The organism is Trinickia violacea (assembly GCF_005280735.1).
In the GTDB taxonomy this organism is placed as follows: domain Bacteria; phylum Pseudomonadota; class Gammaproteobacteria; order Burkholderiales; family Burkholderiaceae; genus Trinickia_A; species Trinickia_A violacea.
In genome coordinates, this window is sequence record NZ_CP040078.1 from 3,279,229 (window position 1) to 3,292,402 (window position 13,174).

The 13,174-nt window shown below is 60.5% G+C and carries 11 protein-coding genes and 3 pseudogenes; 4 read left to right on the top strand and 10 right to left on the bottom strand.

Translation table 11 applies throughout. The annotated features are described in order from the left end of the window. Positions 1-18: 18 nt before the first annotated feature. A complete protein-coding gene (locus FAZ95_RS36770) occupies positions 19-828 on the bottom strand; it encodes a response regulator transcription factor (protein WP_137337125.1) in 810 nt (269 codons plus the stop codon). A gap of 381 nt (positions 829-1,209) precedes the next feature. Between FAZ95_RS36770 and FAZ95_RS36775 the strand changes: the two genes are divergently transcribed. Continuing rightward, positions 1,210-2,163: a LysR family transcriptional regulator gene (locus tag FAZ95_RS36775; RefSeq protein WP_137337225.1), complete on the top strand. Its 954-nt coding sequence runs from the start codon at positions 1,210-1,212 to the stop codon at positions 2,161-2,163. A 531-nt stretch (positions 2,164-2,694) separates the two neighbouring features. Here FAZ95_RS36775 and FAZ95_RS36780 read toward each other — a convergent pair. Continuing rightward, positions 2,695-4,059 (bottom strand): MFS transporter, encoded by a 1,365-nt coding sequence (locus FAZ95_RS36780; RefSeq protein WP_137337226.1) that lies wholly within the window; start codon positions 4,057-4,059, stop codon positions 2,695-2,697. Positions 4,060-4,115: 56 nt separating this feature from the next. Here FAZ95_RS36780 and FAZ95_RS36785 point away from each other — a divergent pair. Then, positions 4,116-4,609 (top strand): annotated as a pseudogene (locus tag FAZ95_RS36785) (DDE-type integrase/transposase/recombinase). A gap of 352 nt (positions 4,610-4,961) precedes the next feature. On the opposite strand, the pseudogene FAZ95_RS36790 reads toward FAZ95_RS36785, so the two are convergent. The 4 genes and pseudogenes from FAZ95_RS36790 to tnpB all read right to left on the bottom strand — a co-directional run bounded on the left by FAZ95_RS36790 (position 4,962) and on the right by tnpB (position 6,738). Then, positions 4,962-5,237: pseudogene (locus FAZ95_RS36790) on the bottom strand (BrnA antitoxin family protein). Positions 5,238-5,246: 9 nt separating this feature from the next. Then, positions 5,247-5,447 (bottom strand): annotated as a pseudogene (locus FAZ95_RS36795) (hypothetical protein); the annotation flags it as partial. 259 nt (positions 5,448-5,706) lie between these two features. Then, positions 5,707-5,955, bottom strand: coding sequence for an energy transducer TonB (locus tag FAZ95_RS36800; protein ID WP_137337227.1), 249 nt, complete (start codon positions 5,953-5,955; stop codon positions 5,707-5,709). A gap of 465 nt (positions 5,956-6,420) precedes the next feature. Continuing rightward, a complete protein-coding gene (gene tnpB / locus FAZ95_RS36805) occupies positions 6,421-6,738 on the bottom strand; it encodes an IS66 family insertion sequence element accessory protein TnpB (RefSeq protein ID WP_175425865.1) in 318 nt (105 codons plus the stop codon). Positions 6,739-7,682: 944 nt separating this feature from the next. On the opposite strand from tnpB, the gene FAZ95_RS36820 reads away from it, so the two are divergent. Together FAZ95_RS36820 and FAZ95_RS36825 are read left to right on the top strand one after the other, a co-directional pair. Beyond that, a complete protein-coding gene (locus FAZ95_RS36820) occupies positions 7,683-7,991 on the top strand; it encodes a hypothetical protein (protein ID WP_137337229.1) in 309 nt (102 codons plus the stop codon). After that, positions 7,966-8,352 (top strand): hypothetical protein, encoded by a 387-nt coding sequence (locus tag FAZ95_RS36825; protein ID WP_137337230.1) that lies wholly within the window; start codon positions 7,966-7,968, stop codon positions 8,350-8,352. Before FAZ95_RS36820 ends, FAZ95_RS36825 begins: the two co-directional genes overlap by 26 nt. Positions 8,353-8,539: 187 nt before the next feature. Here the strand turns inward: FAZ95_RS36825 and actP are convergent, their stop codons facing one another. The 4 genes from actP to FAZ95_RS36845 form a co-directional block, all read right to left on the bottom strand. Beyond that, positions 8,540-10,225 (bottom strand): cation/acetate symporter ActP, encoded by a 1,686-nt coding sequence (gene actP, locus FAZ95_RS36830; protein ID WP_137337231.1) that lies wholly within the window; start codon positions 10,223-10,225, stop codon positions 8,540-8,542. Between the two features lie 3 nt (positions 10,226-10,228). Beyond that, on the bottom strand, positions 10,229-10,546 hold the full coding sequence (locus tag FAZ95_RS36835) for a DUF485 domain-containing protein (protein ID WP_137337232.1): 318 nt from the start codon (positions 10,544-10,546) through the stop codon (positions 10,229-10,231). 128 nt (positions 10,547-10,674) lie between these two features. Further along, positions 10,675-11,883 carry a CaiB/BaiF CoA transferase family protein gene (locus tag FAZ95_RS36840; protein WP_137337233.1) on the bottom strand — a complete coding sequence of 403 codons (1,209 nt, stop codon included), beginning with the start codon at positions 11,881-11,883 and terminating at the stop codon, positions 10,675-10,677. 193 nt (positions 11,884-12,076) lie between these two features. Next, positions 12,077-13,156: a porin gene (locus FAZ95_RS36845; RefSeq protein ID WP_137337234.1), complete on the bottom strand. Its 1,080-nt coding sequence runs from the start codon at positions 13,154-13,156 to the stop codon at positions 12,077-12,079. Positions 13,157-13,174: the final 18 nt, after the last annotated feature.

Consider the following 13,174-nt stretch of genomic DNA (forward strand, 5'->3'; position numbering starts at 1 on the left):
GATTTTCGAACTGGCCGCTCAAGCGAGAGCTGGTGCGGGAGTGAACACTTTTCCTTTGCAGGACAAGCAACCGATAATGCCGCTCTGTTCATCGGGGGTATCGTACGATGCTGCAAGCGAGGTCGCATCGCATCCAGTCGTCAAGGTTTGCTCCAGACAGTAGCCGTGCTGGTAGACCGAGCGCAGACGCAGGCCATGCTCGCGCAGTTCGAGCTTCCTGCGCAGCCGGTACACATGCGTGTCCAGGCTGCGCGAATCCCAGGTCATCCTGTCCCTGCCCCACACTCGCGTGAAAAGCTGCTCTCGCGGCACAATCTGCCCCGCGCTGCGAAACAGCAGCCAGGCAAGCTCGAACTCCCGCGGTGTGAGCGACAGGATTCTGTCACCCACCTTCGCAATGCGCTCGCGAAGGTCGAGCCTGTAGGCGCCCAGCTCGGAGAATTCGGTGCGACGCGTTGCCTCCGGATAGGCGCGACGCAGCAGCGCCGTGACGTGGGCCATCAGTTCGCGCATCCGCATAGGCTTGACGAGATGCGCATCGGCGCCGCCCTCCAGCGACTGCACGGCATGATCCTCGGTCGCATGGTTCGTCAGCATGATCACCGGCAGTTGGTGGCCGAGGCGCGTGCGGGCCCAGCCGAGCACCTCGATCCCGGTAATATCCGGCACCTTCCAGTCGAGTATCAGCAGATCGACGGTTGCGTTCTCGAGATGACGGATCGCGGCACGCCCGCGCTCGAATGACCACACCTGATGCCCGGCAGCCTCCAGGGCCGTACGGACCAGCTCCGCCTGCGCGGGTTCATCTTCAAGGGACAACACTCTCATGCAAATCTCCGTCGAGGGGCTGCTTACATTGACTGAAGTCCGCGGTGTTGGTCCCGGGTCTGAACTTGTACGAATTTCGTAAGCGCAGAATCAAGCGCAATGGAAGCTGATGGCCGGCTGCGCAGAATATGCCTGCGGGTTTTTACTGAGGCACCCCAACCGCATCCGGGGGATCGCCTGCCCCGCATTGCGAATCAGCGGCGACGCGGGCTCGAACTCGCGAGGCGCCAGGGCCAGCAGGCTGGCCACTGGAAGTCGCGGTGCGCGACTGTATGCCGACTGTCACGGATCATAGGATTCGCACCGCCCGCCGGAAAGACTGCGCCTGGTTATACTGAAAACCCGCGGTTGTCGCCCTACAGCAGGCCTTGCCGGAAAAACATGAAACTGCATCACCTGGAGGCGCTGGTCTCTGTTGCTGACGCCGGAAGCATCCGCGCAGCGGCACGCCTGTTGCAGCTGTCCCAGGCAGCCGTCACCAAGGCGCTGCGCGAGCTGGAAAGCGAGCAACAGCTTGCGTTGCTCGTGCGCACTGCCGGCGGCGTGAGCTTCACGGACGCCGGACACAGGCTGCTGAAGCACGCGCGACTGGTCATCGGGCAAATGGAGCGCGCCAGCGAAGAGCTGGCAAAACTGCGCGGGGATCAGGCCGGCAAGCTCGCCATCGCGGTCACCCCGCTGGTCATGGTCAACTTTCTTCCAGAGACGGTATCGCTGTTCCGCAAGCAGATGCCGTCGATCCAACTGGAGATCTTCGAAGGACTGACCGCAGTGGCGTTACCGCGCCTGAGGGAAGGCGCGCTGGATTTCGGCATCCTGGCGCTGCCAGTGGCGCTGACGGACCAGGAATTCGACATCGAACCGCTGTTTGCATACGAGCCGTGCATAATCGCCCGCCGCGGACATCCGAGCCTCGGCAGGCGCTCGTTGCATGATCTGCTCGACCAGGACTGGGCGCTCAACTTCACGCCAGCCAGCTATGAGAGTGTGATGCAGCGAGTGTTCTGGCAGCACGGGGCGAAGATTGCCCCCGCCCGCCTGCACTGCGCGCATTCGTATTCACTATTGAATGATCTGGTGCGGTACAACAATATGCTCACCTTCTGCCCGGAACCCTTGCTGCTCAGCGAGTCCATGCGCGACTGGGCGCAGGCGCTGACACTGGATGAGCAGTTTGAGCCTCTTCGTGTCAGCGTGATCAGCCTGCGCAACGCGACGCGCAGCCAGGCAGCGAAATGTTTTGTCGACTGCCTGTGCAAAGTCATCCGATCGCAGTCGCGATCTGCGGGCGAAGCGAACCGGATGCTGTTCGACCAGCTGGACTTGCTGTTTTGACGTGACATTCACGCACGATGCTGCGCAACGTGACGCGATGAACTGACGCGCCCTATCTGCGCGGTGCCAACCTCCGCGGAAAGGAACTTCATCTCTGACTCAGGGGAGCAAGTCACGGTACATCGGATCCATATCGCCGATCATCCGGCCAATAGCATCAAGGAGTTGCTACCATGAACCGTAGCATCGACGCTGCCGCCCTCTACTCGAGGCGAACCGGTCTAGGAGCATTCCTCACGTCCGTCGTCAACGTGCTGTGCTACGGTGCTCTTCGAGTCCTTACGGCGTCGCGTCGTGCAGTACGTCAACTAACGGAGTGAAATTTGCGGTCGGTTGCTCCATAAAGGAGCGCAGATTGCTGTTCGCGGCAGCTCTCGCTCTAGCTGCAGGACGTTGTGCATTGGTAATGCCTGAGCCACGCAGGGCTTGATCATTGCTAGAAAATCCGTCGATCGACCTGCCCGTGTGGCGCCCGTGCGATGATCATGCGAAACACATCATCGCCCGACATTGCAGCGGCCATAACGGCAGTCAGCCGATCGGCCGCCCCGCCGTCTCGCGCACGAACGGCAGTGCCAGCAGCGACACGAGTCCGCAGCCGATCAGATACCACGCGGGCGCAAGCGGACTGCCCGAGAGCTGGATCAGCCACGTCGCGAAGAACTGCGCGAAGCCGCCGAAGATCGACACGCCGAGGCAATAGACGATCGACATCCCGGTCGCCCGAATCTCCCGCGGAAACAATTCGGGCAGCACCACGATGTTCGGCACCGCGGTGAACGCGACCAGCACTGCCAGAATCGCGACCACTGCCAGCAGCACCGGCACGGTTGGATAGACGTTGATGAGCTTGAACGCTGGATAGATCGCGAGCGTCAGCAGCACGCGCGACACCCCCAGCACGGGCTTGCGGCCCACCCGGTCCGACAGCGCGCCGGCAAACGGCGAGCAGATCACGGTCATGAGGGCCGCCGTCCACGATGCCCACAGTGCTAGCGACATCGGCATGTTCAGCATCCGGATCGCGTAGGTCGACAGATAGAACAGCACGATGTAGTTCGCCGCCGTGCCGCCGATCGTCGTCACTACGCCAGCCGTGATCGCGCCCGCATGGTGGCGGAAAAGGGTGCGCGCGGGATGTACGCGATGGGCGGCCGGCTCGGTGTGGTTGGCGGTGAGCAACGCCTGTGTCCTATGGTCATCAGTTTGGATGCCGGCTAGCGTCTCGTGCAGATGGCGGCGGATATAGGTGCCGATCGGCCCCATCGTCATCCCGATCGCAAACGGGACGCGCCAGCCCCAACTCTCGAGCGACAGTGTCGTCAGGCTCGCTGCGAGCACGACGCCAAGCAGTGACCCGCACAGCGTATTGAGCCCCTGGCTCACGTACTGCCAGCTGCCGTAGAATCCGCGCGCGCGGTCGCTACCGTACTCGATCAGAAGTGAAGTCGACGCACCGACCTCGCCGCCGATCGCAAAGCCCTGGATCAGCCGCGCGAGGATGATGAGCGCAGGTGCAGCGAGCCCTATCGCCGCATAAGTCGGCGCGAAAGCGATGATCGCGGAGCCGAGCGTCATGAGCCACAGCGTAAGGTTCATCGCGGCCTTGCGGCCGGCGCGGTCAGCGTAAGCACCAAGCACGACGCCGCCGATCGGCCGCATGATGAAGCCAACGCCGAACGTGCTGAGTGCAAGCATCAGTTGCTCGAGCTGCCCCTCAACCGGGAAGTACAGCTTGCCGATGATCGTTGCAAAGAAGCTGTAGATTGTGAAATCAAAGAATTCGAGGCCGTTGCCGACCGTGATCGCGGCGATCGCCTTCCACTGGGGGATGCACCTCGTTAACGCGACGTCGACGCTTTGCACGCCGGTCGCTTCAGCGGCTGAATTGTCCATTTCACTCGGCTCTGTCGCATTTAGGCGGTCAGGTAGAATCGGTCGGACCGTCACGCATGACGAGCATGATGGCAAAGAAGAACACACTAGGCAAGACACTGCCTGCTGGTATTGGCAAGGTACTGAAGCGACTGCACTATCCGCTGGATGTGATCCTAAAGAGATGATGGCCGAGCGCGGCATCAAGGTGGATCATTCGAGCGTGCACCGCTAGGTCATCAAACTTGTGCCGCTGCAGGACAGGGCATTTCACCGCCGCAAGCAGCCGGTGGACAAGAGCGGCGCCAATCTGGCCGCGCTCGAAGCGCTCAACGCCGAACGTTCGACACCGATCAAGGTTCGCCAGAACAAGTACCTGAATAACATCGTGGCGCAGGACCACCGCGCCGTCAAACGCGTCATCAAACCCATGATGGGATTCAAGGATTTCCGCTGCGCGCGCATTATCCTGTCCGGCATCGAAATCATGCACATGATCCGCAAGGGGCAGATGCGTGATGATGACGTCGCTGCGACTGCAGCTGAACAATTCTATTCTCTTGCGATGTAAGCCGTCCTCTAAATCTCGGACACTTGCTCGTCACACTTTCCTTATCACGACACAACCGTGATTTGAAGTGGAATGGGTGCTGTCGCGACGCGAAACTTATACCGTATATCGGCAAGAGTTCAAGCCAATGTCATCAGTGCTACGGCAGCAAGATACTCTGCAAATCCAAAGAATTTCGGTGCGTCCTTCGAGAGATGGAAGAAGCAGACCGACAGATAGCAATGATTCTGCATGAGCGAATTCCCGCGCCTCGATTGTAAAAAGGGGCGCAACAAGCGCCCCCTCTCATCTCAACTGTCTTCGAACTTTGAAACTATATCGGCCCCACAGTGACGGAAGGCTGCTGTGCAGCTCATACGCGATGTGTCGTAAGCCAATCACGCAGAGCATTATTCATCCGCGTTTGCCACCCCTCCCCACTGGCCTTCAAGCGTTCGACGATATCCGCATCCTATCGTACCGTCACCGCAACTTTGGGATTCGCAAGTTTCGGCCGTCCGCTACGTCGCTTCATCTGGGTGAACTGTTCGTCGGTCGGTTCGAACGTGTCGGGGTCCGCAGCGATGCCGCGAGCGATCGCCGCTTCTTCTTCGGGCGTGTTACGGATCAATTTGCGTGGTTTGCTCATAGCGGTCAATCTCCCGGTTGTTGGCTTTGCGCAGACTGATAACCCGGCGTCGCGCACTTCGAGCTCCACCGCGGTCGTGAACCCGCCCTCCCGGAGCGCGTGTGTCGCCTTCTTCACGAGCCAGGGCGTTTCGTCGATTTCAGCTTTGAAGCCTGCAGCGGTCTCGGGCAGCTCAGGGAAAATCTCGGCCTGCCCGAGCCCGAGCGTGTACCCACCCATCGAGCCGATGACATCGACCAGTTGCTGCCGCATCGCTGGGCTCCGACTGCTGCCTGACAAACCTCTGCAGCCACTTCACCGGGCGCGCTTACGTCAGGCGCTCGAGAAGCGCGAGTGCTCGTGCGCTCAAATTTATTGGCGTGGTGATGACTTCTCGCTCAACGGCCGTTCTAGCCAGGAGCAACTCGGCCTGGATGCATTCGCTTCAACGACTAGGGTTACCACTGCAAGCGGCAAACCCGAAACGACTTCACGCTTGTGTCGTCCACGCGACATCATGCCAGCGGCGCCACGTTTTCGACCCCAATCTCGTGACGGAATACCGCGCCTTCTCTAACTCGACGAGCGCCCGCTCATCGATTTTTGGATCACCACAGCTTCGCTTTAGCTGCACCGCCTGCACTCTGCCCGCGTCGTCAAGCAACACTCGCGCAATCACCCGTCGACGTGAGTCATCCGCAGGGGGCGTTTTGGCAAGCAATTTTTCAATCAGGCTCATTTCACGCGCCACTCCCTATGAAAGAAGCCCCGACCGCCAGATAGCAGTCTGGGCCTCAGTTGTCTGAGCAAGTCTCACGCGGATTTAGCAAACCACATCGACCAAATGCGGCTCACGAGCAACCATCATTTGATGGACGTTGGTGCACCGTTCAGCAGCGGCGCACCCATGAAGGATAGCCTCGAATTCGCTTTCAAATGGCTTGCCACCAGAGTCGAGCGAAAACGAATCCAGTCGCAGCACGGAGTCAATCTTGCGGATGCGTACGATGCACCGGTAACGCACGGCATCGTAGGGTTGCAGGTGGCGAGCGCACGCTGCAAGCCGTTGCGCCTGGAGACCCGAAGCCGCGATAGAGATAGAAGCGCTCAGGTTCCAACGTCACATCCTCTCTTCACTTCATCAACCTGCGACTTACGTTACGCTGCTCCCACGGTTTGAGAGTGAACAATTGTCAAATAGCGTTTAAGGGGGCATTCGACGAAAGGGGCGCCAATGTACGCTAATATGTTCGGTCATCGGTTCGTTCACCGCCTGTTGCCGACGTGGCCAGACAAAGTGATCTTCCTCGAGACGCCGCAATATCAGCCAGAAGCCGGAGCGCTCATAGAACAGCAACTTGACCCGGTTGCGTCGGCGGTTGTGGAAGGCAAATACGGCGCATGCAAATAGGTCGAGCTGCATGGACTGCTCCACGAGTGTCACCAGACTGTTGATACCGGCCCGGAAGTCAATCGGGTCACGATGCAGGAAGACCTTTAGGTCCGACGCGAACCGGAACATCAGCGCGCTCCGAGTGCCGCAATCATCGCGCTCACGAGTGCGGCATCGTGTCCTGAACATTCGAGCTCAAGCTTCACGCCGTTGGACAATCTGGCCGACAGTCGCGCACCCTGTGTCGCCGGTGGCGATAGGTCCGCGTGATCTAGTTCAGGCGCTGGGCGCGGAACATGTGCCGTTGCCGGTACTGGTGCCGCGTCATCGATTGAGACGACGGGTACGAAGGCTGGCAACCCGACAGCAGTGTTGCTTCTTGCCGGGGCAGTTGACGAAGGCGTGACCGTATTGCGGCAGGCGCAATAAGGCAATTGGGACTCCGTCATGCAGGACGCAGCATCGTGGCTGGCCGATAGATGACGAATGCTCACGGCGTAGCGGGCTTCCCCTGCGATGCCGATGACCAGAGCAGTGCAACGTCATACACGGTAAGCGCTATATTTCGCGCACCTAGCGATCCACCGGGCCGCCGTTCCCTGCCCACCCCAGCGCCAGTCTCCGGAGGTGTCGACCAGCACACAAGTTGGCGGACCCATCATGGCCCCGAGGTTGGCAACCGCCGAGTCCACCGCAACTCCCGCATCGAGCTGCCCGATGCAGGCTGCCGTATCGTCGAAGTGCAAGGACACCGGGCAGATAGCGACTGACGTTGCCTGCTGGAGTGATGGTCCCGCTAACGCATCAGGTAACGCTGAGGGTAACGGTGCGGCTAACGCCAGTGGTAACGCTTTGACTAACGCTGAAGGTAACGCAGACAGAAACGCTTCAAACGTTACCGGAGCGTTACCTAGAGAAGAGAAGAAGTAAAACCAAAACCTTTACGTTCTATCTCATCACGAGATCCAACGCTTAAGGCACGCGTACCGCTTTGCGAACGCGGCACACGGCTGCCCGGCGACCGGCACCTGCCCGACGAATGGGCACAGTGGGCCTCGCGGCAGTGCGATTTCGTGCATGCGGTGGTCGTGCGGATCGCCGACGAATTCGCCGACCACTGGCACGCCGAATCGCGAGCGATCGGCTGCAAGCGCGACTGGTGCGCGACGTGGCGCAACTGGTGCCGCCGCGAGCTGCGCAGTGGACACTGGCCACAGGGACCACCGCCTACCTCCCCCTCGCCTCGCGACCTTCGCGAGGCGAGCGACCGCGATTTCGTGGCCGCTGTGACCGGGCGCGACTCGATGCGCTCGCCTGACGACGATGTGTTCGACCTGCAACCGGAGGACGTGCGCCATGTCGGCGACGATGACCGGGGCTGAAACCCGCGGCGAGTGGCTGTTTGCCAGATGCATGCGCTCTACGGGGCGCTTCGTGGCGATGTGGCGGCACGTCGACACCGGCGACCTGGTCCGCGCATGGACCCAGGCGCTGCAAGGCATGCCCGAAGACACGCTCGTGGTGGGCATCGAGGCACTGCGTAGCGTGCCGCATCCGCCGACCCTACCCGAGTTTCTCGATCTGTGCCACCAAGCTCGGCTGCAATCGAATTCCCGCTGCGTGCTGCGTCTACCGCGGTGCTGCCGCGCCGATCCGGCGGTGGTCGACGCGAGCCTTGACTGCCGGCACCCCAGCTCGCCTGTACGCCACTCATGCGTAGCGACCCGAGTACTCCAGAGGTAGCAGCGCTGCTCACCGGCGCGTCAGAGTATTACTACACGGCGCATTGATAGATGCCGGGATAAACGTGGTTCTGTCCGACTGCGAAAACCATCTGCGCCGGCTGCTGGTACATAGAGGGTCACGCTGGTCTGCTTGCGATGAAGCGGTTTGCCCGCGTATGCGTCCGCGGCCCACCAGATCTCGAGCATCAATGGGGCAAGGCTTCGCTGGCGAGCAGGCCTGTCTGTCCGTAAAAGTCCTGCAGCGCGAAGGCTGCGCGTTCCCGCTGGGCACGCACGCTGCGGTCCAACGTAGAAAACAACCAGATGCCGATGAAGGCGAGCGGAACCGAGATCAGCGCGGGATTGTCCAGCGAGATCGGCGCATGCGCGTGGTGCAGGACGTCTACCCAGACCGCCTTGGACGGCACCGTCAGCAACAGCGAGGCGGTCAGGCCCAGGCTTCCTCCCGCGACAGCGCCGCGTGTAGTCATGCCACCCCAAAAAATCGATGACAGCAGAACCGGGAAGTTGGCGCTGGCGGCAACGGCAGCCACGAGCGTGACCATGAACGCGATATTAATATGTTCGAACGGGATGCCGAGACCGATTGCGATGGCGCTCAATACTACTGTCGCGGCTCGCGAAATGCGCATCTCGCGACTCTCGTCAACCTGGCCGCGAGCAAGCCAACAGGCATACAAGTCATGCGAGACGGTCGTCGCGCCGGACAGGGTCAAGCCCGCCACCACCGCAAGGATTGTTGCGAACGTGACCGCGGCTATAAAGCCGTAAAAATAATTGCCGCCTACGGCGCGGGCCAGGTTGACCGCGACCATATTCGAGCCGCCGAGCAGATCGCGCGTGAGGCTGAAATGTCCGTCTGCGCCGATTTTGAAGAACTCGGGATGCTGGGCGAGCAAGGCGATTGCCGAGAATCCGATGACGATAGTCAGCAAATAGAAGTACGCGATAAATCCCGTGGCAATGAACACGGATTTGCGTGCTTCGCGCGCGTTCGGCACGGTGAAGAAGCGCATCAGGATATGCGGGAACCCGGCCACGCCGCAGATTGCCGCAACGCCGAGCGAAAGCGCGTTGAGCGGGTCCTTAATGAGTTTGCCAGGGCCCATGATGCCAAGCCCCGCGGGGTGCGCCGCGACCGCATGGCGAAACATTTGCTCCGGGCTGAAACCGAACTGCGCAAACGCGGCAACCACCATGAAAGACGCACCGCAGAGCAACAGCACCGCCTTGATGATCTGCACCCACGTAGTGGCCTTCATTCCACCGAAGAACACATAGATCACCATCAGCACGCCCACGATCACTTCCGCCATCCAGTACGGCAGCCCGAACAGCAATTGAATCAGCTTGCCGGCACCGACCAGTTGAAGCACCAGATAGAGGATGACCACGACGAGCGAGGTGCAGGATGTCATCAAGCGGATTGGCGCCTGCTCGAGGCGGTACGCGACCACGTCGACAAATGTGCATTTACCGAGATTGCGCATCGGCTCGGCAAGCAGGAACATCAAGAACGGCCAGCCGACGAGAAAACCAACAGCGTAGATCACGCCATCGAAGCCATTCAGATAGACCAGCCCTGACAAGCCGAGAAACGACGCGGCTGACATATAGTCCCCGGAGATCGCAAGGCCGTTCTGCAAACCCGTGACCGCGCCTCCCGCGTTATAGAATTCGGCGGTCGTGCGCGTTCGGCGTGAGGCCCATCGCGTGATAGCAAGCGTAACTAGGACGAACAGCACGAACATGCCGATCGCGACGGGATTGAGTCCGGTATGCTCAGCGGCTGGACCGGCGGCGGTTGCCGCATGGCTTTGCGTCATCGCGACTGCAAAGCAGGCGCCGGACAGTAAGCGCGTAGATTTCATTGCTCAGTCTCCTTGCCGGGATTGGGCGATAAGTTCGTCCATCAGCGGATCGAAGGTGCGGTTAGAGCGGACCACATAAGCGCCCGTCAGCCCGACCGAAATCAGAATTACGGCGATACCGAGTGCCATGCCTACGCTGGTGACGGCGCCACCGTACAGCGGCTGCGCAAGCCATTGGGGAACAAGCGCGACGAGCACAATGAACCCGTAGTAAGCCGCGATCATCAAAGCCGTGAGTGCCAGGCAGAAGCGACGGCGCGCCCGCGTGATCCGCCCGTACGAGGGGCAGGTTCTTATCGATTCGATGAGGTGTTGTTGCATGAGTGTCTCCAACCATTCATGAGCGAATATCCGCTCCGGTGATCGAGATGTGTGGGCACCAGAGATATTCGCGGTCACTGTAGTCTGCTCGGGGCAGCGTTTATTTCGACGTTGTGGCTTCAGTCGCGTTAGACGACGCCCTCAGCTTTCAGTCGGTCGATATCCTTGTCCGGTACACCGAGCAGCGAGCGGAGCACGTCGTATGTGCCTTCGCCCAGTACCGGCGGCCCAAGACGCACCGGTGGGCGCTCACCGTCGAACCGGTACGGCGGCGCAAGCACGTGCATGTGTCCTCCCTCTGGATGCGGCTGGATGGCCACGAGACCGCCGGCCTGTGTTCTCTGCGAGGTGAGGGCTTCATGCAGGCCGAGCACGGTGCCACACGGAATTCCGGCGCGTTCAAGTCTTTCCAGAAGCACTTCGCGCTTTCTCGCCTTGATCTCTTGCAGCAACCTGGGAACGAGCGCTTCACGGTTGGCCGCACGATCGATATTGGTGCGAAAGCGCTCATCCTCGACGATGTCGGGACGCTCGATGACTTCACGGCAGAAGCGTCCGAACTGGTGGTTGTTGCCGACCGCGATGACCAGTGACCCATCGCTCGCGTCGAATACGCCATACGGCATGATCGACGGGTGCGCGTTGCCGTAGCGCGGCGGATCTTCGCCTTTGATCAGCGCTTCCAGGCCATAGTAGGACGTGATCATCAGGCCGCAGTCGAACAGCGCCATTTCGATGTGCCGGCCCTTGCCAGTGCGCTGGCGCTCGTAAAGCGCAGCGAGCACGGCTTGCGCGGAATACATCCCAGTGAACAGATCGACGGCGGCCACGCCGAATTTCAGCGGTGGTTGCCCGGCTTCGCCATTGAGGGCCATCAATCCGGTTTCCCCTTGAATCACCAGGTCGTATCCGGGCCTGGCCGCTTCCGGTCCTGTGCGGTCGTAACCCGAAATCGAGCAATAGATCAGATCCTCTTGCCCTTCCTTGAGCTGTTCGTAACCCAGGCCCAGTTTTTCGGCGCCGCCGAACTTGAAGTTCTGAATGACGACGTCGCTCTTGGCGGCCAGCTCACGCAGTAGCCGTTGGCCTTCGGCCTTTTGCAGGTCAAGCGTCACGGAGCGCTTGTTGCGGTTGACGCTGTTGAAATAGGCCGTTTCGGTGGAGCCAACACGTAGGCCCCAGTCACGGGTATCGTCGCCACGTTCCGGGTGCTCGACCTTGATGACTTCGGCGCCGAGATCGCCGAGCACCATGGCGCACCATGGCCCGGCGAGCACGCGGGAGATGTCGAGAACGCGCACGCCGGCAAGCGGCAGCGATGCAGTCTGATTGAACATGGGAAATCCAGATTTGCTGAGTTTGCCCAAGATAGGGCTGGTAATTCACGACGTCAGAGCGCTAAAGTCGAAAGCCTACGTAGCGGTTGAAACGTAAGCAGTTGGACAAGCGTTAGCGGTCTGGTCGAACCAGCGGCCTGATCGCTCCACACCAGCCGAATATCCAGACGGCCTCGCCACGAGCTGGCACGTGTCAGAATAGATGGCGAATGCCGACCGCAGTGCCAAACGTTTTCCCCGACACGCCGAACAGCGCACCGTTGATCGACAGTCCGGTGTCCATCAGGCCGTAATTGTCGACGAAGCCAACCTGCGCATATAGCAACGTCGCCTTCGACAAGCTGTATGTCACGCCTGTTGCGGCCAAGATCGAATGGTTGTGCGTGTCATTGCCGTCGCTCGTGTACCAGGCGCCGGCATCCGCGCCTACGGCGGGCGTGAACTGGTAGCGTAGGCCACCGCTGTACACGCGCTTGTCGAATGAACCCGCAACCTTCAGGTTCATGTATTGCGCCTTCACGGTCAGGTCGCTGAACTGATAGCTGGCGCCGATCGTACGGCCCGAGAACGGTACGGTGCTCGGCACCGGCGTCGATGCGGCAGTGCCGCCCGCGTTACCGCTATACATCGCGGCGCTGACGAGCAGCGGGCCATACGTGTAGTTGAGGCTCGCCGAATACTGCCGGCCCGCCTGGAAATCGCCGGCAATGCCGCCAAGCGCGAGCATTGCACTGCCCTGCAAGCCTGCAATCGTGGGGCTTGTATACGAAATCGCGTTCGCATTGAAGACGCCGGTGACGAGCACGGTGTTGATGTAGATAGGGGCGCCGCTTCCGAAGTACGACACGTTACGCCCGTCGGTCGCGATCAGCGACGCCACGAATGGCGATTCCTGAAGACCCGCCTTTACTGTGCCGTAATGACTCGCGATGCCCACCCACGCCTTGCGGCCGAAGAAGTTACCGTTCGAGTCGTTAAACCCACCGTTCGACATATCGATGCCGCTCTCGAGATCGAAGATCGCCCTCACTCCGCTGCCTAGGTCCTCGGCACCTTTCAAGCCGAACAGGGATGGGGTCATGCCTCCGGTGATCATCTGGAACTGATGGCCGGCATTCTGCCCGGTCGCCGAATTGAGCGACTTGCTCGTATAGAGCAGACCGGCGTCGACGATGCCGTACAGCGTTACGCTGCTTTGCGCATACGCGGAAAGGCTGACGCTGCCGAGCAGCACGCCCGCGATCAGGATTATCTTGGAAAAGCTAAGCCTCATCACTAAGGTTTCCTTATT